Origin of the sequence: Tateyamaria sp. Alg231-49 (assembly GCF_900143535.1) — a bacterium.
In the GTDB taxonomy this organism is placed as follows: domain Bacteria; phylum Pseudomonadota; class Alphaproteobacteria; order Rhodobacterales; family Rhodobacteraceae; genus Tateyamaria.
On the sequence record NZ_FRFA01000002.1, the window covers coordinates 1 to 23,355 of the forward strand.

The following is a 23,355-nucleotide window of genomic DNA, read 5'->3' on the forward strand; positions in this document are numbered from 1 at the left end:
ATGCAGCATACCTCATTCGTGGTCGCCCCCATCTCCCAGCATGCTTTTTTTGAGCAAGCGGAGTTCCAGCGTTTGCTCAGCAACCACTTCCTTCAGATCGCGGGCTTCACGGCGGAGATCCTTAACCTCGTCAGTGTTCGCAGCGCGGGCTGTGTCGCCTGCCAGCCGCTTCTTGCCCGCTTCCATGAAGTCCTTGGACCATTTGTAATAGATGCCTTGAGAGATACCCTCACGACGACACAGCTCAGCTATGCTGTCCTCGCCCCTCAGACCGTCCAGGACGATCCTGATCTTCTCTTCGGACGAGTAATGCTTGCGGGTCGCTCGTTTGATGTCTTTGACGATCTTCTCGCCTGAGCTTTTGCGTGTTCCATTGGTCTGTCTCATCTTCCACTCCTCGGTGGTTACGATGAGCCAAGAACACTCTCTTAGCAATTTGCCCTATTTGGACCCATAAGCGCTGACGTCAGACAGTCAATTTATGTGTGGCCATCGTGGGGTTTAGCGTGCTGAAACCCCTCGCACGGAGACTGGAACGGGCCGGTACATAGTTGGGTTCTTGGATGTCGGAGGCCTGGAGATGTCGACGTCGACAATGCGAGCGCAGCAGTACCGGTGCAAAGAAGACGTCGTCGTGAAATCATGGTATCCCGCCAATATCCACCCGACCGTCTGATTTATCTGCAATGGTGATCCCAAACAGTCTTTTCACTGCAAACCCGTTTGATGCGCGGTATTCGATTATTCCCCGCTCTCCGCCGCAAATTCTCTAACCACAGCCCACAACTTTCCGTCGGATCGATTTTTGGAATCAACAAACCGCTGGGGTCGATTAACTCAAATCCGCATTAGTGCCGAGATATGCAAAGCGGTAGGCCAGTGCGACGCCCAGACCGCCACCGACCACGTTACCGATTGTGACCCAAAATATATTGAAAAGAGCAGCGCTCATCGGAAGTGTTCCGCCCGCAGCCCAAGCCTGCGGGAAGAAGTACATATTCGCAACTGAGTGCTCTAGCCCCATCAGAACGAATGCTGAAATTGGCCAAAGAATGGCGAGGATTTTCCCTGCAGCAGTGCGCGCAGCGCATGCAAGCCAAATTGCAAGGCACACCAATGCATTGCACAGAATGCCTCTCACGAACGCCTCGGATAATGAAAGAGCGCCCTTTGCGTCGGCAATCCTGACTGCGGTCTCGCCCATCGGTTGGTCCAATATTCCCGACAGACCAAAACACAAAGCCAACGCCATCGCCCCCATCAGGTTCCCGAGATAAACGACCACCCAATTGCGAACCAAACGCCTGACAGAGATGCGTTTGTCGACAGCGGCCATGACCATCAGAGCATTGCCCGTAAAAAGCTCCGCGCCTCCGACAACAACCAGTATCAAGCCGAGAGCGAAGACAATACCGCCCAATAGTCTTGCGGGGCCATAGCTCGGGTCCACTCCTGTCATGACCATGGTGTATGCGGCTGCTCCGAAACCGATAAAAACTCCTGCAAGGCCAGCAAGTACCAGCATCTGCGCTGCGGGCAGTTTCGCTTTGTTGACACCTGCGACTTCAATCAGTTCCGCTATATGTGCCGGAGTATGGGCGTCCAGAAACGATGTGTTTTTCAATCTATCACCCTGCAATTGGCCTTGCCTGCCAGCTTACCGGAATTCGGCCTTGTCCAGCTTTGATCAGGGTCAATTCGTTGCGTTGAAAATCGCCTATAGTTGACAAAGCCGATACCCTGAGTGGGACCAAAAGATGTTGCGTGCAGACTTTTGGGAGAAGCAACACCAGCACAGCATCGGTTCGAGTCATGTCATGAAAATAGGAGGATTTAATGGTTGAGAAGAACGCAGAATATGGCCGCTGGCCTTCGCTTTACGACCCCTTGTTTGAACCACTGCGAACCTTGGGGCATCGGGTCGCGGATTGGCTGAAGCCAGCAAGTGCCGCATCGAGTAATGATGACGTTTATACCATTAGCATGGAGCTTCCGGGCGTATCGGAAAGCGACGTAGACCTTTCGGTTCACAACGGATCGCTGGTCATCAGAGGCGAAAAGAAAACCGAAAGCGAACAGAAGGGCGACACTTGGTATTTCAGCGAACGGCAATACGGCGCCTTCAGCAGAAGTTTCCAATTGCCTGAAGATGCTGATGGGGGGAAAGCCCAGGCATCCATGAAGGACGGTGTCCTCGAAGTGACTGTCCCGAGACTTGTTCTTGAAGACAAGAACAAGTCGCAAAAGATCGCGATCTCAAAACCTTGACCCAACTCGTGGCCGTGGGCTCGCGCTGCGAGCATCCCGGCCAGTAAGGCACAATATCAAAAGAAGGTAGCTGATGGCACAAGCGACCCACTACGACACTCTGGGAGTATCGCGCACGGCAAGCAACGATGAGATCAAACGTGCGTTTCGCAAGCTGGCGCGCAAGTACCATCCTGATGTCGCGAAAGGTCCAGAGGCCGAAGCAACGTTCAAAAAGGTCAATGAAGCATATGATGTGCTGAAGGACCCAGAAAAGCGTGCAGCCTATGACGCGCCGGAACCGCAGCCCGACTTCTCTTCGTCGCCCAATTGGGAGGGAGGCTTTGGGTTCTCGCATCCGGGGGCTGGAGACATGCGTGATTTCGAAGAAATCCTGCGCAACTTTCAGGGAGCCCGCCGCCACACGTCAGATGCTGGGAATAACAGGAGGTTTTCGGATCAACATGCGCGCATAAATGTGCCGCTGGACGCGGCATACACCGGAGCTACCCGCAAGCTGACACTGCAAGTGCCGCACATCACGCAGAACGGCGAAGTCGTCATCACAGAGCGTGACATCGAAGTTCGGATTCCGAAGGGCATTTTAGAAGGGCAGAACATCCGCCTGCGCGGTGAAGGTATCAAGGCGTCTGATGCGATCGGAGACCTCTATCTGGAAGTCCATTTCGAGCCGCATCCGGTCTATCGCCCCGAAGGCAGAGACTTGTACCTGGAGCTGCCGGTTACACCTTGGGAAGCCGCGCTGGGGCACAAAATTGTATTGCCAACGCCAGACGGAAAGGTCGATCTGAAGATCCCTAAAAACGCGCGCAATGGCCAGAAACTCCGGCTCAAAGGAAAGGGGCTGCCATCTTCGCCCCCAGGTGATCTTTACGCCAAACTGCTCATCGTGAACCCGCCAGTCGTCTCGAAAAAAGAGGCCGAACTTTATGAAGCGATGGCGCAGGAGACGGCATTTAACCCACGCCGCGCAATGGGAGGATAGGGAAATGAAAAAAGCACGCGCTAACAGCGAATTACTCGACTGCCTGACATCGGTCGAACTTTGCCGCTTTTGCAATGTGAATGAAGCTTGGGTGATCGAGCTTGTCGAGCACGGTGTGCTTGATCCCAGAGGCAACTCCTTTGAGGAATGGAACTTTTACGGCGTCAACATCGTGAGGGCAAAGAAAGCACGTCGATTGCAACGCGATCTGGGATTGAACACCCCAGGTATTGCGATGGTGCTAGATCTGTTGGAGGAACGCGAGGAATTGTTGCGCGAACTCATGAAAGCGGAAGCGGTTTAGGGATTAGCATGTGCCGGAGTTCAGAAGCTTCCGCAGGTACGGTGTACGCAAGCGGGTCAGACTGGTGCAGCATCACAGATGCTGTGACGCACCGCTATCGGAGGCACCACCGCCTGCTTCAAAGTGATGAACTTGGAACAATCTGGCAGACACTTTGGAATTGCAACCGCAGCACATTGCCCGACACCCCGTTCGCTGGGCTGACGTGCTTGCAAAACGTATCAAGGAAAACCCTGCTTTACATGGGCATATCGACAACTGTTTTGATAGGTGTTTCGCTCTCCGTGTTTGCGGCTCCTCTCTTGCTCGTTTTTACCGGTGCTTCCCCAATCGCAGAGCAAGGTTTAAGCAGTTTCCTACTCTTTGCTGCAGGTTCTATCATGACCAAGGAATATGACAGCCATCCCTACTGAGAACGGCAATTCAGAGAACGAACACAGTTGGCTGACCGTTTGGTGGCAGGTCACCTTCTTGGATCTGGCCAAACAGATGCGCTGGTCTTACCTGCCGCCATTGATGGTGTATTTCGCTGCTGGCGTTTCCGGCCTGACATCAGTCGTTGGCGCCTTCTTTCTCAAGGAATATCTGGACCTTTCTGCTTCCTTTGTTGCCGGATTGGCCTTCTGGGCTGGGTTGCCGTGGATACTGAAGATGCCGATGGGACATGTGGTCGACCTGTTCTGGCGGTGGAAGGCTCTGCTGATCCTGCTTGGGGCATCATTGATTACGGGATCCTTGCTCATAATGTATGCGCTGGTCTCGGCGCCTGGGCAGATGGACGACATAATGCCACTTGCGACCTGGTACGTGGTTGCCTTGATGTTGGCGCCGTCCGGATACGCCATCCAAGACGTGGTCGCCGACGCTATGACAGTCGAGGCGGTGCCACAGAAAGATGAGAAAGGCCGACCGTACAGCGAAGAAGACGCACGCGCGCTGCATACCACGATGCAAACTCTCGGGCGCATTGCTATTATTTCGGGGTTTGCAAGTGTGGCTGCTGTTAACATCTGGGTGTTTTCTGGCGCCGAAGATATCAGCGACGCAGCGCGTCTGGGACTTTACGGAAACGTATATCTAACCGCGCTTATCATTCCCGTCCTGTCATTGAGCGGTACGGTCCTGCACGCGGTGATCCAGCGGCGACAAAGGTCACGTGGGCAGACACTGCAAGGCCCAGAGGTCGAAACGGAAGTCAGTTGGCCGATCTTAGGTGGTGGTTTGGCCTTTGTTATTTTCAGCATCCTGCTCGGCACCAGCTCCTTTGACTACGCGCAGGAAGCGATTTTTTCGGTGTCGTTCATCATCATCGCCTATCTCATTGCCCAACTGATGAAGGAATTGCCAACTGCAAAGGCAAATGTACTGATTGGGACAGCCATCATTATCTTCGTTTTTCGGGCTGTGCCTTTGCCCGGTCCAGGGCTTACTTGGTTCGAGATTGATGAGTTGGGTTTTGACGAACAGTTCCTCGCCATCTTGGCCTTTATCACATCGCTTCTCGCCCTGATCGGGTTGATCGTTCTTCGGCCGTTGATGGCCCGCAAGTCCATTGCTTATGTCGTGGTTGTTCTGACGCTCGCTGCGGGGGTTTTATCGCTCCCCAACCTCGCGCTCTATTACGGGGTGCACGAATGGACTTCTGCGCACACAGGGGGGGTCGTGGACGCAAGGTTCATTGCAATTCTCGATACAGCCATCGAGTCGCCTCTTGGCCAGGTCGCTATGGTGCCGATGCTGGCTTGGATCGCGCGAAACGCACCGCCGCACCTGAAAGCTACTTTTTTCGCCGTCATGGCCTCTTTTACCAATATGGCGTTATCCGCCAGCAGTCTTGGCTCGAAATACCTCAACGAGGTCTTTGTCATCACCCGATCCTCTGTTGATCCGGCAACCGGAGAGGTTCTGTCGATCGCAGATTACAGCCAGTTGGGACAACTGCTGATCACAGTGGGGAGCCTCACGGTAGCATTGCCGCTGATCACCATCTTCGTTGTCCAGCAGTCGCGCTTGCGCACCAAGGAATAGGCTTCGTTCTATTTGTTGGTGGCATCGTTTAAGAGCTGGTCCAGATGCGCGACCGGCACCCCTATGTTTGATCCACCGAAGTCTGGCAGGATGGCCGCGTTTACGGCCACCACATGGCCATGCCGGTTCAATGCCGGGCCGCCGCTGCCGCCTACGGTGGTCTCAGCATCGTAAGTGACTGCACCCATACTCACCTGGGCAACGATCCCTTGGCTCGCAAGTGGATTGATAAGGTTCTGCTTGGACAGTTGGCTTGCGACAATCCAAAAATCGACTTCGCCCTCTGTGCGGATGGAGCTGATAAAGTCATTTCCAGCTTGGGCAAGAAGCGCTTTTAATCCGGTTGGGTAGCCCAAAAGGTAAATTTCCTCTCCAACGCGGGTCGGACTGTCTGACAGGGAAAGCCCACGCCCTTCTATGTGGGACGGTGCAATTGACAAAACCGCAAGATCCGCTGTTTCGCTATGACCAACCAGTTCTGCCTCGATTGGACCTGTGATCCCCGGGAAATAAACGACCAACCTGAGCATCTCAGGCACAAGACCGGACGCCTCAAACGCTTGAGCCTGTTCCTTGCTTGTCCAAGGTAAGGCAACGTGTCTGTTGGTCACGATGTGCTGACCGTTCATCAAAAGAAAGCCTGTGCCGGTGAACTGAAACTCGCCAGGATTTCCGTTACCAAAAGGGTCGAGCCTGGGCTGGCCAAATGGTGTTCTGAGCACTTGTCCGTCTGCACTCAGCACCTGCTTCAACATCTCACCGCTTTCAATATGCCTCAGACCAAAGGCGCCTTGAACGAATGCAACGGAAGGAACTGACTCTGCGATAACGCGCGCGGCTGCGTCTGAGCGTTCTTCAAGAACTCCAAGCCGGCTCGTGTTTCTCTCCAGGCGACTCTCAAGCCTTTGCTGTAGCGCAACCAGGTCATCCTCAGACAGTGCATTGTCACGGGTCTGCGCAAGCATGATGGTAACAGCCTCGATCCGGTGCGCGTCACGTTCCAAGGCCTGCTGTATCTGCTGGTCGCTTCGGTAAAGATAAATCCCAAATACAGTGATCACGCATAGGACAATGATGACCGAAAGCCGGAAATAGTAAGTCGTTTGCACAGCAGCTCGCCGCAAGCTCTCGCCCACAGCGAAAGATATGCGGCGAGGCAACGGACGCCTGCTGCTCCGTGCGTAGGTCCAGGCATCGCTGACAATTTCGTCGATGGGCCATCTTTTGGGAAATGACTGCTCACACAAACGAAAACGCGCCATCGGTCCATGCGCATCGAATTCGATCATGTCGCCATGCATCAGGTGAACTGCGTCTATTCGGTGCCCGTTTACCCAAACAGATTTGCCGCCAACCCCCTCGATCGAATAGGTATCACGATCCCACTTCAGGACAGCCACCAGGTCCAGATCATCTGCTTGCGTTGTGCCTGCGTTGATACGCAAAACTCTGTCAGAGCCGACTAAGGTCGACAAAACATCGCTGGAAAGCCAGTATGTTTTTCCCTTGGATGGGCCGGTTAAACCTTCCAGAAAAGCTCGCGCCACATTCTCATCCGGCGCCGTTTTTGAGCTTTCCGATTGTGCGTACGACCGGTCCATGTTCGGTCTCTAAATCTCTGATAGAGTGCAGTTCATGATACCGAGCGTCCCGGCTATGGTCCACAAAATTTTGGTTTCTGGCCGTCGAAGGCGGACGCAAAAAACCATACAGAAATTTGATGGCGGAGTGGAGCAATGCAGTGCCCCAGATAATGCAGGGTCACTTCTTATCGCTCAGGACTGCTGGCAATGGAGAAACCTGGACTTGCCAAAATTCTTTCTTTTAACAATTTCGACCGCCATCCCGCCAAAGGCGTTTCGTGGCGTAGGTTTACCCAGTCAACACAGTGTTGACGCCAGGAGTGGGAGGGACGGATTGAGGAAAACTTCTGTCCAAAATTTAACTCCCCGCTGTGAAACCAAAGCACAAAACCTGGGACAAGGAACAGCCGGTTGGTCAGAAGCGCCCTTTGCTGCCAAAGCAGGTCTGGGCCATCCGCGCCCGGCTCGAACTCGCTGCCAATCTTCGGGATCTGGCTTTGTTCAAACTTGCGATCAACAGCAGGCTGCGCGGCTGTGATCTTGTCTGCTTGAAGGTTGCCAATCTCGTTGTCGGAGAGCCCAAAGTGGCAACGGCGCGCAGTGCCGATACAACACAGATTTCGAATTTAGGTGGACCCAAGGACGCAAAAAGTTGCCTTCGCCGCACCCTTCGTGCCTCATCGAGTAACCAAAATAGGAGGATGCTAAAATGGGCAATAAATTCTTGTGGATACTGATGGCGCTACTGTCAATTGTTGGTGGGGTGATAGCGCTGATGAACCCAGTTTTCGCCAGCGGCATAGCTACGGTTATGGTCGCGTGGCTGTTCATTTTGTTTGGTGTGTTGCAAGTGTTTGCCGGATTCCGTGTCGAAGGTGCGGGTTCAAAAATATGGACAATTTTGCTTGGCGCATTGGCTGTCTACCTTGGTATCACGATACTTGGGCATCCGTTACAGGGAATGATGGCACTTACCACTATGATTGCTATTCTTTGCCTTGCAGGCGGCATTTCCAAAGTGATCTTGTCATTCGCGTTGGAAGATCGCCGCTTCTTCTGGCTCGTTCTTGTGTCGGGCATTGCGTCATTGGCCATCGGCATAATCATCTTCATGAATTGGCCAGTATCGGCTGTATCGGCGCTCGGAATACTTCTGGGTGTACAGCTTTTGTCTGATGGCGTCTCGGCGCTTGCGATGGCCTTCAGCAGCGATGGAGATGCGGCCGCTGACGCCTAAAGTCGGCTTGCCGATTATCCCCACTAGGCCCGCAAGCCAAATTGCGGGCCTAGTATTTGGAATGCTCTCTGGGTCAAACGCCCAAAGCCCTCACCGCCAAGCATCGCATCAGTGACTCAACGATGGTCTCACGTGCTCGGTTTGTGAAATCGGCTCCAACGCGCAATGGAACTTCAAGGGAACAGCATGAACCGTGCGGCGGTATGACCACTGAAAACCCGACCGAGAAGTCGCTTTCGACTTGGTTCTTTGCAATCGGCATCGCGGCCAATTTTGATTGGCGCCCTTTGGTACGGGCGTGATCTTTTGATCCCGCACCGCCATCTTATGGTTCTGCGGCGGCAGACCGGCCTGATGGCGGCAGCGGGAATCGCAGCGGAAGGAGCCAAGGCCGCGACTGATGCACTCAAAAAGATGGCGCTTGACCCGTTGGGCACAATTGCTTGGATCGCTAAAGTGAGGAGCCGAAACTGGATTTCAATCTAGACTACACCGGGTGGCAAGTTGCGGCCATTTTCGCGACCTATTTGTTTGCAGCCACGGCCAAGGGCGTCACCGGTCTTGGGTTCTCAACAGTGTGTCTGCCATTTCTCACCCTGACGGTCGGTTTAAAGGAAGCCCTTCCGCTCCTGATTATCCCGTCGCTCTCGACCAATTTGATCGTCATGCGTCAAGCCGGGCGCTTCAAAGAAACGCTCGCTCGCTTCTGGCCAATGCTGTTAACAACACTCCCCGGCTTGATGGTAGGACTATGGCTCCTGACCACAATAGACGGCCTCATGGCAGGTGGGATACTGGGGTCTGTGTTGCTGCTTTGGTGTGCATTTGCTTACGCCAAACCGGATTTCAGGCTGTCCGCGACATGGGAGCGCCGTTTGGGGCCGGTGAGCGGTTTTTTGACAGGTGTCACAAACGGTGTGACCGGGTCGCAAGTCATGCCGTCAATGCCCTTTCTCATGTCGCTTCATCTTGACCGAAATCTGTTTTTGCAGGCGATCAACTGCTCTTTCACTCTCTCAAGTGTGATCATGGCCTTTGGCTTGGGCAAATTGGGTTTATTTACTTTAGACGCCGCAATCCTATCCGTTTTGGGCACGGTTTGCGCATTTGTAGGCCTCTCATTGGGCGAAAGGGTTCGTAAACGGCTCTCGCAAGATGCATTTCGTCTTGCCCTAATCCTCATGCTCGTTGGGATGGCCATCGGTCTCATTTTCCGAGCAATCTGAGACCCGCAACTTGAGCCTCAGGATTGTTCGTGGCCTTGATCAGCATATTCTGACTTTTTGTAGAACCGCTCGCGCCAAACGAGGCAAAGGTTTCGACACTTTGCGAGCATTGTCCGCACATCACTGACCGCAATTGGACGCACACAAAAAGCCGGGATCACTCCTTAAAAACCCAGGTGCCCGGTCGAACTGAGCCGTTTAGGGTCGGGCACCTTTGAACACGTTTGGCGAAAGTCGCTGACTTAAGGACTGTCAAAAAACGAAACACAATCCGTCCAAGCGATTGACGCAGGTTCGAGTCTCGTCGCCCGCTCCAATCTTTTAAAACACCTCCACTTTAGTCCCCTGCGGTGGCCTGTCCACTTGACCTTATGCAGCCAATTCGGCCATCTGCACCCCAATACGCAACTCCGAGGTCCGCATGAGTGACACCACGACCCCTCAAACGCCCCCCCCTTCGGGCAATGAAGAGCGTGAGAAGTCCAAGAAGATCGGAGCTTTGCGGGAACTCGCCCCCTTTGTGCTGCCCTATTGGCCGCTATTGATCGCGGCTTTTCTGGCACTGGTGACGACTGCGATTGTCTCGCTGACTTTGCCGTTGGCCGTACGCCGTGTGGTCGACAATTTCGGGTCCGAAGATCCCCACATCCTCGACCTCTACTTCATGGCTGCAATCGGCATCGCGGGCTTGCTCGCGGTTGGCACAGGTGTACGCTATGCGCTGGTGACGCGGCTGGGTGAACGGGTGGTGGCCGACATCCGCAAGGCGGTGTTTGACCGGGTGATCGGCATGTCGCCGAGTTTTTACGAAAACATCATGACGGGCGAAGTCCTGTCCCGCATTACAACCGACACAACGCTGATCCTCAGTGTGATTGGTTCCTCGGTTTCAATTGCTCTTCGCAATCTTCTGATCTTTATCGGTGGCCTTGCATTGATGCTGCTGACCTCGGCCAAGCTGACCGGGCTTGTGCTGCTGATCGTGCCTGCGGTGGTTGTCCCGATCCTTGTGCTGGGGCGGAAACTGCGTGTGCTTAGCCGCGAAAACCAGGACTGGATTGCGGCGTCCTCGGGCCGGGCCTCGGAACAACTAAGCGCGGTGCAAACCGTGCAGGCGTTTACCCATGAGGCGGCCAGTCGCGCCATGTTCTCGGACGTGACCGAGGCCAGCTATGGCTCTGCCAAACGCCGCATCACAACGCGCGCGCTGATGACTGTGATCGTGATTTTCCTGACCTTTTCGGGCATCGTTGGCGTGCTCTGGATCGGGGCAAATGACGTGCGCGCGGGCCTCATGTCGCAGGGTGCACTGATCCAGTTTGTCATCTATGCGGTGATGGTGGCGGGGTCCGTTGCGGCCTTGTCCGAAATCATCGGAGAGTTGCAGCGTGCCGCCGGGGCCACGGAACGGTTGGTGGAGTTGTTGCAAACCCGTGACGAGGTGCGCGACATCGACACTCCTGCTGAGCTGGCGCAACCCATTCGGGGGCAGATCACATTCGAAGACGTGCACTTTGCCTATCCCGCACGGCCCAAGATCGCAGCACTTGATGGTACAAGCTTTGACATTCAGCCCGGCGAAACCGTTGCCTTTGTGGGCCCATCGGGTGCAGGGAAAACCACCGTCATTCAGATGCTCTTGCGGTTTTATGATCCGCAGTCGGGGCACGTCCGGCTGGACGGGGTCGACGTGGCAACGCTCGAACGCGAGACATTCCGCCAGAACATCGCGCTGGTGCCGCAGGACCCAATGATTTTCGCGGCATCTGCGGCGGAAAACATCGCCTTTGGCCGTCCGGGTGCCTCACGACAAGAGGTCGAGGCCGCCGCCAAAGCCGCTGCCGCGCATGACTTTGTCTCGGCCTTGCCTCAGGGCTATGACAGCCCGCTGGGTGAACGTGGTGTGATGCTGTCGGGCGGACAGAAACAGCGCATCGCCATCGCGCGGGCCATTTTGCGCGACGCCCCGGTTCTGCTGCTGGACGAGGCAACAAGTGCGCTGGATGCAGAAAGCGAACGGGCGGTGCAGGATGCAGTGGACAAACTGGCCAAAGGGCGGACGACTCTGATCGTGGCACACCGTCTGGCGACCGTCAAAAAAGCAGACCGCATCATCGTTCTGGATCAGGGTCGCATCGTGGCTCAAGGCCCCCACGACGCACTGGTCGACGAAGGCGGACTTTACGCCCGCCTTGCCCGCCTGCAATTCACCGATGGGATCGCAGCCGAATAAAGCTGTTTGTGACCTTGGGTCATGACAACTGACGCCGCGTCTTTGCGGCCCTGACGGCCTTGTAATCCTTGCAGATCACGATCAACCACCGCATCTTGGCCAGTGAAAAAACATGCGCCCGGAACTGAAGAAGGCGCGTCAGGGAGGATGCACATGACTTTTGCCGGGATCGCGGATCGCGACGCTATCGAGAATGAAATGCCGTGGGAAGACCGCGACTTTGCCACCACGCTCTATGGCATGCTCAGCAACACGGCAGAGAAATTCCCGGCCCACAAGGCGATCAGCTACCAGATATTCTCGGATCCAAAATCCAAGGCAGACACGCTGACGTGGTCGCAGGTCAAGGATCGCACAACCCAATGTGCCAACATGCTGCGCGATCTTGGGGTCGGCCCGACGGACGTTGTTGCCTATATTCTGCCCAATGCCACGGAAACCGTGATTGCGCTAATGGGCGGGGCCACGGCCGGTATTGTGAACCCGATCAACCCGCTGCTGGATGCCGAACAGATCGGCGCGATCCTGCGCGAAACGAACGCCAAAGTCGTCATCACTTTGCGCGCTTTCCCGAAAACGGATGTGGCCGAAAAAACCGCCAAGGCTGTCGCTTTGGCACCCAATGTTAAAACCGTGCTTGAGGTTGATCTGCTTGCGCACGTCTCTGGCCTGAAATCTCTGATTATCCCGCTGATCCGCCCCAAAATGGAAAAGGCACCGGGGGTCTCTTACAAATCCTTCAACGCCGAAGTGGACCAGCAGCCCAAGACCCTCAAATTTGAGGATGTGCAGGAAGATCGTGTCGCCTGCTATTTCCACACTGGCGGGACCACGGGTATGCCCAAGGTCGCGCAACACAAGTATTCCGGCCTGATCTACAACGGATGGCTCGCCAATCGCCTGCTCTTCACCGAACAGGACGTGGTGATGTGCCCGCTGCCGTTGTTCCACGTCTTTGCATGCCACCCGATCCTGATGGGCGCGGTGGCCTCCGGCGCGCATGTGGTGTTCCCAACGCCGCAGGGCTATCGCGGCGATGGCGTGTTTGACAACTTCTGGAAGCTGATCGAACGCTGGAAGGTGACGTTTATCATCACCGTGCCCACTGCGATCTCGGCCAAGATGCAGCGGCCTATCGACGCCGACATCTCGTCGATCAAAACGGCCTTCTCTGGTTCAGCCCCGTTGCCACAAGAACTGTTCAAACGGTTTGAAAAGGCCACAGGCGTGACGTTGGTCGAGGGTTACGGCATGACCGAAGCGACCTGCGTCGTCTCGCTCAACCCGCTCGACGGCGAGAAAAAGATCGGCTCGGTTGGCATCCCGGTCCCTTACACTGGCGTCAAAATCTACAAAGGGACGCCCGAAGGTCCGATCGAGGCAGGCATCGACGAGATCGGCGAGATTTGTGTGTCCAACCCCGGCGTCTATTCGGGGCACACCTATACCGAGGTGGATAAGAACAAAGACCTCTTTTACAACACCGATTTCCTGCGCACCGGCGATCTGGGGCGTATCGACTCCGACGGCTATCTTTGGATCACGGGTCGCGCCAAGGACCTGATCATCCGTGGTGGCCACAACATCGACCCCGCCGAAATCGAAGAAGCACTGCTTGGCCACGAGGCCGTCGCCTTTGCAGGTGCCATCGGCCAGCCCGACATTCACGCTGGCGAAGTGCCTTGCGCCTATGTTGAACTGATGGCCGGGGTCTCTGTCACGCCGGACGAGTTGATGGCGTTTTGCGCCAAGACCGTGCACGAGCGTGCGGCCCACCCCAAGCATATGACCATTATGAATGAGTTGCCCAAAACGGCTGTGGGCAAGGTCTTCAAACCCGACCTGCGTCGCGACGCCATCACCCGTACCTACAACGAAGCCCTGCAAAAAGCAGAGCTTGAGGCGCGCGTAACCTCTGTCATTGATGACAAGAAACGTGGGCTTGTGGCGCAGGTGGAACTCAACGGCGCAACACAATCATCGGTGCAGACCGTGCTGGGCGACTTCGTGCGGCCATGGGAAGTTGCAAACGCGGCGTAAGCGGCTGAGAAATCTCGCTCCATGACGCGAACGTGAGGGTCGCGTGATCGGTTTCTGAACTAGTGTGGCGGCATCAAAAGGATACGCCACACGATGCCCAAATCCCGCGCAAAACTCCGCAAATCCAAAACCGCAAACCCACCACCCGAACCGACCCGGCGCAGCATGCTGAAGCTGGCAGGTGGTGGGGTTCTGGCGGCCGCCGGGGCAGGGGGCGTTGGCCTTTGGGCGGTGGGGTCTTTCCGCGCCTACGCGGCAGAGCACGATTTGACCCGCGTGGGTCAAGGCGACATCGCGATCGTGCAAATCCACGACCCCCAATGTCCCACCTGCACCGCTTTGCAGAAACAGACGCGTGCTGCGCTGCGTGACTTTGATGACTGCGGGGTCACTTATCTGGTGGCCGATATCACAACGCCCGATGGTGCTGCGTTTGCGCGCAAACACCGTGTCTCTCATGTGACGTTGTTGCTCTTTGACGGGGCCGGTGAATTGCATGAAACGGCGCAAGGGTTGCAGCAGGCCAGCCAGCTGGCCCAGACCTTTGCCGCGCACAAGGCAGCGGTCGGGTAAAGGCACCGGTTTTACCTCAACCGACGCGCACGCAGTTCAGTGTTTCAGGATCGGTGGTTGAGCAGGGGCAGGCGTTGACCTACAAAACCCGGCATCGCACCTGAGACGCCCAAACCACCAGAAAGAGGAACGCAGCGGAATGATTTCCTACGTCACAGTTGGGGCCGATGACATGGCCGCTGCGAAACAGTTCTACACAGCATTCCTGCCCGCCCTCGACTATGGGCTGGAAGAAGGGCCAGAAGGCCTCAGCTTTGCCCTGCCTGTCGAGCAGGGCAAAAAGCCAGTCTTCCCGGATTTCTACGTCAAACCGACATTCGATGGACGTCCAGCCTCCGCCGGGAATGGCGCGATGGTCGCATTCGAAGCACGTAACCAACGTCAGGTGCGCGACCTGCACGCCGCCGCACTGGCAGCGGGCGGCAGTGACGAAGGGCAGCCCGGTTTTCGCGCCGACTACGGCGCGCATTTCTATGTCAGCTACCTGCGCGATCCCCAAGGCAACAAGATCGCCCTGTATTCGAGCGACCCAACCGAACCGGGGCGCGACGGATAGCAGGATAGGGTTTGGCTTTTGCCGTGCATGGGCGATGGCCATCCGTCTTTTGACGAGTGACCCCCCTGTGACATGGGGGATTGTGTGAACGTTCGACACTCGTTTGGCTTGCGGTTAGGTTTTGGTGCAACTGGACGGAAGCAGACATGAGCGCCAAACCACTCGCTGGGAAATACATTCTCGATCTGACCAACGTGCTGGCTGGCCCCTTTGCCTGTCACCAACTGGCGCATCTGGGCGCCGAGGTGATCAAGATCGAAATGCCGGGCAGCGGGGACCTCGCGCGGCAACTGGGCCAAGACGAAGACCTGAGCGCGCGAAACATGGGCATTTCGTTTCTGGCCCCCAATCCGGGCAAAAAGTCGGTCACGCTGAACCTCAAACACGATTCCGGCAAGGCGCTGCTCAAGCAACTGGTGCGAAAGGCGGATGTGCTGGTAGAGAATTTCCGCCCCGGTGTAATGGCCGGGCTCGGGCTCGGGCCAGACGTGCTGCGCGGCGAAAACCCGCGCCTGATCTATTGCGCGATCTCGGGCTTTGGACAGGACGATGCGCTGGCAGGACGTCCGGCCTATGACCAGATCGTGCAGGGCATCTCGGGGGCGATGGCGATCACCGGAACACCCGAGGCGAACCCGCTGCGGGCCGGGTGGCCCGTGGCAGACACGGTCGGCGGCTTGACGGCGGCACTTGCGATCTCAGCAGCCCTGAACGCGCCAGAACCGGGCGGCGTCATCGATATTTCGATGCGTGATGCGCTGATGGCGACGATGGGCTGGGCGGTGTCGAACTATCTGGTCGCCGGGGTCGAGGCAGTGCCAGCAGGAAATGAAAATCTGACCTCTGCACCCTCCGCCGCCTACGAAACCGCGAACGGGCCCATCAACATCGCGGCCAACAAGCAGGACCAATGGGAAAAGCTGGCCCGCCATCTGGGTCTCGAGGCGCTCTTGGACGATCCCCGCTTTGAAACCCGTGCGGATCGCAAGGCAAACAGAACAGCGCTAAACGCAGCCATCCAAGCAAAGCTCGGCACACGCCCGGCAGAAGTCTGGGAAGACGAGTTAAACGCGCTCGGCGTGCCAGCAGGACGGGTGCTGTCCCTGCCCAAAGCGTTGGAACAAGCGCGCGCAGCGGGTCAAATTGCGAATTTCGAACTGCAAGGGGGGCGTCAGGCCGAAGTGTTTCGAACAGGCATGCGGATCGACGGAGCACCCCTTTCGGTCGACACGGGGCCACCCGAACTGGGGCAAGACACCGACGCGGTTCTTGGGGAACTCGGACTGGATGCGAACGAGATCAACGAGTTGCGAAAGGCGGGCACAATATGAGTGACGTGGCAGACTGGTGGCGCACCTCGATCATCGACATGGAACCGGGGCGGATAGACATTCGCGGACGCCCCATCGCGGACCTGATCGGAAACACAAGCTTTGCACAGATGATCTGGCTCATGTTGCGCGGCGATGTGCCAAGCGACGGACAGGCCCAGCTTTTGGAGGCGGCTTTGGTCGCCGCGGTCGATCACGGGCCACAAGCGCCTTCGATTGCGACAGCACGGATGGCGGTGACGTGCGGCGCATCGCTCAATCAGGCGATGTCCAGCGCGGTCAACATGCTGGACGATGTGCATGGCGGCGCAGGCGAGCAGGCGGTCGAACTGTACCACAGAATTGCCAAAAGCGGTGATCTGGAACGCGAGGTCGCAGGCTGGCGCAAAGAACATGGGAAATACATTCCCGGCTTTGGGCATCGCTTTCACAAACCGGTCGATCCGCGCGCGCCACGGCTCATGGCCTTGGTGCAAGATGCGGCGTCAGACGGGGTGGTCGAGGGTCACTTTGGCCAGATAAGCATGGCGGTTGAGACCCATCTGACAGAACGCGCAGGCAAGCCCGTGCCGATGAATATCGACGGCGCAACGGCGGTCGTTTTCGCCGAACTTGGGTTCGACGCGCCCCTTGCGCGGGGGCTGTTCTGCCTGTCCCGCTCGGTCGGCATTCTCGCCCATGCATGGGAGCAGAAACAGCAGGGCGGACGAAACAAGGGACCGACGCCGCCCAGCTACCGCTGGACCTACGAAAAGCCGAACACGCGCTAAACACTGGACAGGCAGCCGTATATTTGGTGTTCTCGACGAGTCAAAAAAGGCCACCCGGAAACCGGGGGCACAATGACTATTGGGAGGATATCTATGAAAACCCGTTTGACCGGTCTTGCGACCGCGTTTCTTTTGTCTGCTGGCGCGGTCCAAGCCGCTGAATGCATTGCGCCTGCGAACCCCGGCGGAGGCTGGGACTTTACCTGCCGCCAGATCGGCAAAATCCTGTATGATATTGGCCAGGTCGATAAACCTGTTCAGGTGACCAACATGGCCGGCGGCGGCGGTGGTCTGGCCTTTGCAAGCGTCGTGAACGAACGCAATGACGATGGCGATCTGATCGTGGCTGCATCGCAAGCGACAGCGACACGCCTTGCTCAGAATGCATATGGCGGAGCAACCGCAGATCAGGTGCGTTTTGTTGGCGCAATTGGTGCCGATCCCGGCGTGATCGTGGTGGCGGCTGACAGCCCACTGAACAGCCTTGATGACCTGATGAATGCCATCAAAGCTGGCGACGACGTATCCTTTGCGGGCGGTTCAGCAGCGGGTGGTTTTGACCATCTCAAAGTGCTGATGCTGGCCAAAGAGGCGGGTATCTCTGACATCCGTTCGATCAAGTATATCGGTGTGGACGGTGGCGCGGATGCGATCACCCAGACCATTGGTGGCTTCACCACGGGTATGACCGGTGACATGTCGGAAATCGTAGGCTTCCTGAAGTCCGGCGAAGTCAAAGCGCTTGCCGTTCTGACCGAAGAGCGGGTTCCGGGCTTTGAAGACGTCCCAACGGCTGTCGAACAGGGCTATAAAACGGTCGCTGTGAACTGGCGTGGTCTTTATGTGCCCAAGGGCATCTCGGACGACCGGTTCAACGAGTGGGGCCAAAAGCTGGCCGCAGTTGCTGAAAGCGCCGAGTGGAAAGAAGCCATGGCTGCGAATGGTCTGGCGCCATTCACCAAAGTCGGCGGCGACTTCCAAAGCTGGGTGGACGGCGTAATCGCTGATACCGAAGAACTGAGCCGTGAAATCGGCGTCATTCAGTAAGGCGCTGACACATGCTTCGATCTGACCGAGTCTTCGGACTGGTCGTGATTCTGGCGGCGCTCGCGTATATCGCGAGCGCCCTTCAGCTTCAGACCAGCTTTTTGTCTGACCCGATGGGGTCAAAGTCCTTTCCCATTGGGTTAGGTGCGGTCGCGGTCCTTTGTGGGATCGTGATGATTTTCAAACCGGAGGACGAGGCCGAATGGCCCGCGCCGGTTGCCATCCTCAAAATCTTTATTTCAGTGGTTGTCATGGTGGCCTACGCCTACGCGCTGAAACCGTTGGGCTTTCTGATCCCAACCACTCTGGCGGCTGGGATTCTCAGTTACCTGATCACCCCACGCCTGACGTTTAACGTGATGGTGGGCATTGGACTGGCTATCGGCCTGTACCTGCTTTTCCGCTATGCGCTGGGCCTAGAGACATTGCAAGCCATTCCCAAAGGCTGGGGGGGTTAGGCCATGGACATTCTTTCCAACCTTGCGCTGGGTTTCTCGGTGGCGCTCAGCCCATGGACCCTGATGCTTGCTGTTATCGGCTGTTTTTTGGGCACAATCATCGGCGCGTTGCCGGGGCTTGGTCCCTCGAACGGTGTGGCGATCCTTATTCCGCTGACCTTTTCGCTGGGGCTGGATGCGACCTCGGCGCTCGTTCTGCTGACCTCGGTCTATTACGGGGCGATGTATGGCGGGCGGATCAGCTCGATCCTTTTGAACATTCCGGGCGACGAACCGGCCCTGATGACAACCCTTGATGGCTATCCGATGGCCAAGAACGGGCGCCCAGGCGATGCGCTGGTGATCTCTGGCGTGGCCTCTTTCGTTGGCGCACTTCTGGCCACCATCGGGTTGATGCTGCTCGCCCCGCTGCTCAGCCGGGTGGCCTATCAGTTTGGTCCAGCCGAGTATTTCGCGCTCTATCTGCTGGCCTTTTGTACACTGGGTGGCCTGTCGTCCAAGAACCAGGCCAAGGCGGCCTTTGCGGCGGCGTTGGGGCTCGCGATTGCGACCATCGGGCTGGACAACCAGACGGGTATGCCCCGATTTACCGGCGGTAACCTGCACCTGATGGACGGCGTCGATTTTCTTGTTCCGCTTGTCGGGCTTTTCGCTGTCTCCGAGGTGCTGATCTACATCGAAAAGCAGGGCAAGGATTCCTCGCTTGGGATCAAGCTTGAGAAAGTGACGATCCCGTTTCGCGAAATTGGACAGTCCTTCTTTACCATGCTGCGGGCCAGTTTGGTGGGCTTCGTCGCGGGCGTTCTGCCGGGGGCAGGGGCGTCGCTGGGTTCTTTCTTGGCATACATGTCCGAGAAATCCATTGCTGGCAAAAAAGGTGGCTTTGGCACTGGCGTTGCACGCGGGATCGCGGCCCCTGAGGCCGGGAACAATGCGGCGGCTGGCGGGGCTTTGGTCCCGATGCTGACCTTGGGTGTTCCCGGCTCGGGCACCACGGCGGTGCTCTTGGCGCTTTTGATGACATTGAACATCACCCCGGGACCGACCCTGTTTACCGACCGGCCTGAAGTTGTCTGGGGTCTGATCGCCTCGCTTCTGATCGCCAACTTCGTGCTGCTGGTGATGAACGTGCCGATGGTGAAACTGTTCGTGTACATCCTCGCCGTGCCGCCCTCGCTGCTGTTGCCGGGGGTGATGATGATCAGCTTTGTCGGGATCTTCTCGCTGACAGGCAGCTACTTTGACCTGCTGCTGATGACCGGCTTTGGCGTGATGGGGTACCTCTTTCGCAAGATCGGGATACCAACGGTGCCCATTATCCTTGGCATCCTGCTGGGCAAGCACATGGAGGACGCGCTGCGGCGCGCGATGATCCTGTCGGACGGCGATGTCAGCTATCTGTGGTCGTCTCCGATTGCCATTGGCCTCTGGGTCGCGGCGATTGTGGGGTTTGTCGCGCCAATGTTCCTGCGTCCGATCCTCAAGCGCCCTGACCGGGTAATCGACTAAGCGATGGTGCGGGTGCTCATCCCTTCCGGTGCGCTTGGGCTTGGCTATGACCACGACGCACTGGAACGCGGGATCGCCAACAAACCGGACCTGATCGCCATCGATGGGGGGTCAACGGACAGCGGGCCGTCCTATCTGGGGCGGGGCGTGTCCAAATACGCGCGCTCCTCGACCAAGCTGGAATGGGCCGGGCTGATGGACGCCGCACGCCGCGCGCGCTGCCCGCTGGTGATTGGGACAGCAGGCACCTGCGGGGCAGGACGTGCGGTGGACTGGCTGGTCGAAATCACCCAAGAAATACTGGCCGAACGCGGCGAAACGGCCAAGATTGCGGTTCTGAAATCCGACCAACCCGCGAACCGTGTCGTTGATGCACTTGGCGCAAACCGGATCACGCCGCTCACGCCCGCACCCGACATTGACGCGCCCATGCTGGAAAGCTGCACCAACATCGTGGCGCTCGCCGGAGTAGAACAAATCACCTGCGCGCTAGACACTGGGGCGGACATCGTGATTGCGGGGCGCACGACCGACACGGCGATCATCGCTGCCCTTCCGATTGCCAAAGGCATTGATCCCGGACCGGCATGGCACGCAGCCAAAATCGGGGAATGCGGCGCATTGTGCGCCACCAATCCGCAATCCGGCGTGATCCAGATCGATTGGGAGGGCGCGGCGTTTACGCTTACCCCATTGGCCGATGATGCGCGTGCGACCCCGCATACAGTCTCCGCCCACATGCTCTATGAAAATGCGGACCCGTATTTGTTGCACGAACCGGGCGGCACGCTGGACGTGACCGAAGCGCGCTATGACGCGCTCGATGACACCCGCGTGCGGGTCACAGGATCAGTCTGGCGCAAGGCGACCGGCTATAACGTCAAACTCGAAGGCGCGCGCGTGGCGGGGTATCAAACAGTGGTGCTCGCCGTGGTGCGCGACCCACACTACGTGACCAATGCGGCAACATGGGCCAAGGACATCATCGCCAAATGCACCGACAAGGCGCTGCAACGCACCAGTGCCACGGCGGATGATTTCACCATCGAAATCAGGCTGATTGGGCAAAACTCGGTGCTGGGCGATTTAGAAACCCGCGTGGCTGATCCTGTCGAGATCGGGGCGCTTGGTCTGGTGACCGCAAAAACGCCGGAACTGGCCAACGAGATTGGCAAACTTTTGAACCCCTACCTTTTGCACCACCCGCTGACACGAGAAGAGGAAGTACCGACATTCGCCTTTCCCTTCTCCCCGGCCGAGATCGACCGCGGACCCGTCTATGAATTCTGCCTGAACCACGTGATGTGGCTGGATGATCCAATGGACGCCTTCACACTTGAGGTACTCGATGCCTGAAGTGCGCGATCTGGCCGAAAAGGTGCGGTCCAAGAATGCCGGGCCATTTTGGGTGACGGTGGACATTTTCTGCGGCTCGGCTGAGGCGTTTGAGCGTATCAAGAACGGCCTGACGACCAAGGCCGTTGCCGAACGGTTCGATACACCCGAACAACTCCTGAAACGGTTCGATATCCAAAGCCTGAACGTCGTAAAGATTTCCGTACCCCGACCGTCGGTTCAGGGCACAATTTCAGACCGAGATATGCATGGTGCAGGATGGGCGGCGCTGGTCGCCGAGATGCAGATTGCGTGACATACGCCCTGTCTAGGGCGTGATCACAGGCCGTCGCAGACGCCGGTTGTAACATTGTGTGCGTCTTTCAAACAAGTTGGCCCGACTGGCGCGAGCGGTTCCCGTATTGGGCGCATTTTTCTAGCTTGAGTTGCGCAATGACGCCTTTTTATGCTATTATCTCAGAATTAGAACGCTGGGCGTCAATTCTGGATGCCAACATATTTTGCACAATACTTTTCTCTTTTGGCCGCCCTGCGTCCTGCAAATTCATTTTGAGGAGGAGACTAAGATGCCAAAAACACCCAACAAAAAGACCGTCGACAGCGCGATCGAAAAACTGAACGAAGTGCGTCGTGAATGGATGCGCCGCCCCGGGGTCACGGCTGTGGATGTAGGCTTTAAGATCAAAGACAAAGTCATGACGGACGACGTGGCACTTCGTGTTCATGTCGCGCGCAAAAAGCCCGTCGCTGACCTGTCCTCCAGCGAAGTTTTCAACACAACCGGCAAGTCGCTCACAAAGCAAGGTGGGTTTCCGGTCGACGTGATCGAAGGCGATTACGCGCCAGCGGATGTCAGCACCGACCGTGTCGCTCTTGAGGACCTGATGGGCGAAGTGGGGGTCGGTATTGAGCGCACCACCGCTTTCAACCCACTTGTCGGCGGGATCAGCTGTGGCAACCCAAGGGTTACGGCAGGCACGCTGGGCGCAATCGTCTTTGACCGGTCGAGCTGTCGACCGATGATCCTGTCGAACTGGCACGTTCTGGCTGGCGGTTCGGCTGCGGCTGTGGGCGAAGACATTCTTCAACCGGGCCGGGTCGATGGCGGAACAGAGGCGGTTGCAACCCTCACGCGGATGCGGCTCGACTCGTCCATGGACGCCGCTGTTGCGACGCTCAACAACGCGCGCGCGCACAGCCGTGACATCATGAACATCGGAACTGTCACCGGCACGGACGACGCGACACTGGGTATGGAGGTCGAAAAATCCGGCCGCACTACGGGTCTGACCAAGGGTATCGTGGATGGGGTCAGCATGAGTGTTTCGATTGACTATGGCGATCCAGGTGTTGTGGCATTCACAAACCAGATCCGCATCGTTCCGCGCCCGCCATGGCCTGCCGTGGATGTTGAAATCAGCTTGGGGGGTGACTCTGGCAGTATCTGGTTGAACGAGCGAACAAACCGCGCAATTGGCCTGCACTTTGGAGGGGAACGGAACCCATCTCCAGCGTCAGCGGAAAACGCGCTGGCCAACCCAATCAAACCCGTCGCGTCTGCACTGAACTTTTCGTTCCTGCCGATTTTCTGCCCCTCCCGGCCAATCCCGACCAGACCGGTGTTCAACATTTGCCAGCGCTATCCAGAGATTTGTGATCTGCTGATCCGCCGGCGCATTCCGATCTTTAATCCGCCCCGCCCGCGCCCGGACCCCAGACCGTTTGATGATCTGAGGTTTCTGCGCCAGTTGCTTGAGATGATGGAAGCGGAAGAGCACGGCGGCGGTGGCGGCGGTGGCTGTTCCTGTGGTGGTCATTCGGGCGAATATGACTACGGTCAAGACTACTAAG

Annotated in this window: 20 protein-coding genes and 2 pseudogenes; 19 read left to right on the forward strand and 3 right to left on the reverse strand. The window is 57.1% G+C overall.

Features of this window, described 5'->3' with window-relative positions:
• Both DHN60_RS03645 and DHN60_RS03650 read right to left on the reverse strand, forming a co-directional pair.
• Nucleotides 1-387, reverse strand: a pseudogene (locus tag DHN60_RS03645) (transposase); the annotation flags it as partial.
• A 445-nt stretch (nucleotides 388-832) separates the two neighbouring features.
• Nucleotides 833-1,624, reverse strand: coding sequence for a formate/nitrite transporter family protein (locus tag DHN60_RS03650; RefSeq protein ID WP_108836326.1), 792 nt, complete (start codon nucleotides 1,622-1,624; stop codon nucleotides 833-835).
• A gap of 212 nt (nucleotides 1,625-1,836) precedes the next feature.
• Here DHN60_RS03650 and DHN60_RS03655 point away from each other — a divergent pair, with 212 nt between their 5' ends.
• The 4 genes from DHN60_RS03655 to DHN60_RS03670 all read left to right on the forward strand — a co-directional run bounded on the left by DHN60_RS03655 (nucleotide 1,837) and on the right by DHN60_RS03670 (nucleotide 5,585).
• Entirely contained in the window at nucleotides 1,837-2,268 is a 432-nt protein-coding gene (locus DHN60_RS03655) for an Hsp20/alpha crystallin family protein (RefSeq protein ID WP_108835942.1), read from the forward strand.
• A 73-nt stretch (nucleotides 2,269-2,341) separates the two neighbouring features.
• On the forward strand, nucleotides 2,342-3,253 hold the full coding sequence (locus tag DHN60_RS03660) for a DnaJ C-terminal domain-containing protein (RefSeq protein WP_108835943.1): 912 nt from the start codon (nucleotides 2,342-2,344) through the stop codon (nucleotides 3,251-3,253).
• 4 nt (nucleotides 3,254-3,257) lie between these two features.
• Nucleotides 3,258-3,557 (forward strand): chaperone modulator CbpM, encoded by a 300-nt coding sequence (locus tag DHN60_RS03665; RefSeq protein ID WP_108835944.1) that lies wholly within the window; start codon nucleotides 3,258-3,260, stop codon nucleotides 3,555-3,557.
• 393 nt (nucleotides 3,558-3,950) lie between these two features.
• Nucleotides 3,951-5,585: a hypothetical protein gene (locus DHN60_RS03670; RefSeq protein WP_108835945.1), complete on the forward strand. Its 1,635-nt coding sequence runs from the start codon at nucleotides 3,951-3,953 to the stop codon at nucleotides 5,583-5,585.
• Between the two features lie 8 nt (nucleotides 5,586-5,593).
• On the opposite strand, the gene DHN60_RS03675 is transcribed toward DHN60_RS03670, so the two are convergent.
• Entirely contained in the window at nucleotides 5,594-7,186 is a 1,593-nt protein-coding gene (locus DHN60_RS03675; RefSeq protein ID WP_108835946.1) for a trypsin-like peptidase domain-containing protein, read from the reverse strand.
• A 353-nt stretch (nucleotides 7,187-7,539) separates the two neighbouring features.
• On the opposite strand from DHN60_RS03675, the pseudogene DHN60_RS22580 reads away from it, so the two are divergent.
• The 15 genes and pseudogenes from DHN60_RS22580 to DHN60_RS03750 form a co-directional block, all read left to right on the forward strand.
• Nucleotides 7,540-7,737, forward strand: a pseudogene (locus DHN60_RS22580) (integrase); the annotation flags it as partial.
• A 140-nt stretch (nucleotides 7,738-7,877) separates the two neighbouring features.
• The gene (locus tag DHN60_RS03685) at nucleotides 7,878-8,405 is read left to right on the forward strand and encodes an HdeD family acid-resistance protein (RefSeq protein ID WP_108835947.1); all 528 of its coding nucleotides are present in this window, start codon (nucleotides 7,878-7,880) and stop codon (nucleotides 8,403-8,405) included.
• Between the two features lie 512 nt (nucleotides 8,406-8,917).
• Complete coding sequence (locus DHN60_RS03690) at nucleotides 8,918-9,631, forward strand: sulfite exporter TauE/SafE family protein (protein ID WP_108835948.1); 714 nt, start codon at nucleotides 8,918-8,920, stop codon at nucleotides 9,629-9,631.
• A 421-nt stretch (nucleotides 9,632-10,052) separates the two neighbouring features.
• Nucleotides 10,053-11,864: an ABC transporter transmembrane domain-containing protein gene (locus DHN60_RS03695; RefSeq protein WP_108835949.1), complete on the forward strand. Its 1,812-nt coding sequence runs from the start codon at nucleotides 10,053-10,055 to the stop codon at nucleotides 11,862-11,864.
• A 153-nt stretch (nucleotides 11,865-12,017) separates the two neighbouring features.
• The gene (locus DHN60_RS03700) at nucleotides 12,018-13,904 is read left to right on the forward strand and encodes an acyl-CoA synthetase (protein ID WP_108836327.1); all 1,887 of its coding nucleotides are present in this window, start codon (nucleotides 12,018-12,020) and stop codon (nucleotides 13,902-13,904) included.
• A 93-nt stretch (nucleotides 13,905-13,997) separates the two neighbouring features.
• A complete protein-coding gene (locus DHN60_RS03705) occupies nucleotides 13,998-14,477 on the forward strand; it encodes a hypothetical protein (RefSeq protein ID WP_108835950.1) in 480 nt (159 codons plus the stop codon).
• 139 nt (nucleotides 14,478-14,616) lie between these two features.
• The gene (locus tag DHN60_RS03710; RefSeq protein WP_108835951.1) at nucleotides 14,617-15,033 is read left to right on the forward strand and encodes a VOC family protein; all 417 of its coding nucleotides are present in this window, start codon (nucleotides 14,617-14,619) and stop codon (nucleotides 15,031-15,033) included.
• Nucleotides 15,034-15,179: 146 nt separating this feature from the next.
• Entirely contained in the window at nucleotides 15,180-16,364 is a 1,185-nt protein-coding gene (locus DHN60_RS03715; RefSeq protein WP_108835952.1) for a CaiB/BaiF CoA-transferase family protein, read from the forward strand.
• Nucleotides 16,361-17,134, forward strand: coding sequence for a citryl-CoA lyase (locus DHN60_RS03720; RefSeq protein ID WP_108835953.1), 774 nt, complete (start codon nucleotides 16,361-16,363; stop codon nucleotides 17,132-17,134). The genes DHN60_RS03715 and DHN60_RS03720 overlap by 4 nt, the downstream gene beginning before the upstream one ends.
• A gap of 93 nt (nucleotides 17,135-17,227) precedes the next feature.
• Nucleotides 17,228-18,181, forward strand: coding sequence for a tripartite tricarboxylate transporter substrate binding protein (locus DHN60_RS03725; RefSeq protein ID WP_234423511.1), 954 nt, complete (start codon nucleotides 17,228-17,230; stop codon nucleotides 18,179-18,181).
• Nucleotides 18,182-18,192: 11 nt separating this feature from the next.
• Nucleotides 18,193-18,639, forward strand: coding sequence for a tripartite tricarboxylate transporter TctB family protein (locus DHN60_RS03730; RefSeq protein ID WP_108835955.1), 447 nt, complete (start codon nucleotides 18,193-18,195; stop codon nucleotides 18,637-18,639).
• Nucleotides 18,640-18,642: 3 nt separating this feature from the next.
• Nucleotides 18,643-20,148: a tripartite tricarboxylate transporter permease gene (locus DHN60_RS03735; protein ID WP_108835956.1), complete on the forward strand. Its 1,506-nt coding sequence runs from the start codon at nucleotides 18,643-18,645 to the stop codon at nucleotides 20,146-20,148.
• 3 nt (nucleotides 20,149-20,151) lie between these two features.
• The gene (locus DHN60_RS03740) at nucleotides 20,152-21,504 is read left to right on the forward strand and encodes an acyclic terpene utilization AtuA family protein (RefSeq protein ID WP_108835957.1); all 1,353 of its coding nucleotides are present in this window, start codon (nucleotides 20,152-20,154) and stop codon (nucleotides 21,502-21,504) included.
• Nucleotides 21,497-21,799, forward strand: a complete 303-nt coding sequence (locus DHN60_RS03745; RefSeq protein WP_108835958.1) for a DUF4387 family protein — start codon at nucleotides 21,497-21,499, stop codon at nucleotides 21,797-21,799. Before DHN60_RS03740 ends, DHN60_RS03745 begins: the two co-directional genes overlap by 8 nt.
• 271 nt (nucleotides 21,800-22,070) lie before the next feature.
• The gene (locus DHN60_RS03750) at nucleotides 22,071-23,354 is read left to right on the forward strand and encodes a hypothetical protein (RefSeq protein WP_108835959.1); all 1,284 of its coding nucleotides are present in this window, start codon (nucleotides 22,071-22,073) and stop codon (nucleotides 23,352-23,354) included.
• Nucleotide 23,355 lies beyond the last annotated feature (1 nt).